We start from the raw sequence: 623 nt of genomic DNA, 5'->3' as shown, positions 1-623 counted from the left end.
TCGGCCATCACTTCCGGGCTACAGGATTTCACCTGCGACACCGCCGCCACGTCGAACTGCACGCCGCCGATATCAAAGTTCTTCACCCCGGCGCCCTGGCCGTCGTGGTTCATCCAGAAGTAGTCGTTGATCCCCTGTTGCGGACGCTGGTGGAAGTCGCGCCCGGCCCAGATATAGGCGTTGGGGTTGGAGTCGAGCACGTTGGTGACGCCGACGTAGGCCTTCTTCAGGTTAACCTCGTCGCTCCAGTGGTCGAACATCACGTTAAGATCCCAGATAGCCCCCTGCGCGCTTTTGAAGGCCTTGCTGATCTGGAATTCGCCGCCGTTGCTTTCGTTGCCCAGGCGGCCGATCGCCGAGGCGCCGTTATAGGAGCCGTCGACGCCGACATATTTCTGGTCGCCGGTCTGGAAGTGGGCGCCATAGCGGGCGTAGCCGCTGAACTTGAGGCCGAACGGAATGGCCATATCCGGCGAGGCGGCGGTGGTCTGCGGGTTGGTGATCACGTCGACCTTTTTGTCGGCCGCGGCGTCGATTTTCGCCTGGCGTTCGGCCAGCGCTTTATCAACGGCTTTGGCGACGATGGCGTCGATCTGTTCCTGAGTAAATTCTTGCGCCATTAC

The 623-nt window shown here is 61.0% G+C and carries 1 protein-coding gene; it reads right to left on the bottom strand.

Going from position 1 to position 623, the window contains the following annotated elements; all coding sequences use genetic code 11:
• The coding region (locus ACQUTI_RS26325; protein WP_428923429.1) for a carbohydrate porin at nucleotides 1-623 on the bottom strand (623 nt) is incomplete at both ends.

The sequence above is a fragment of the Klebsiella sp. 7-CIP_Kleb. genome, assembly GCF_050378655.1.
GTDB lineage: Bacteria > Pseudomonadota > Gammaproteobacteria > Enterobacterales > Enterobacteriaceae > Klebsiella > Klebsiella quasipneumoniae.
This window is presented reverse-complemented; position numbering and strand designations above follow the sequence as displayed.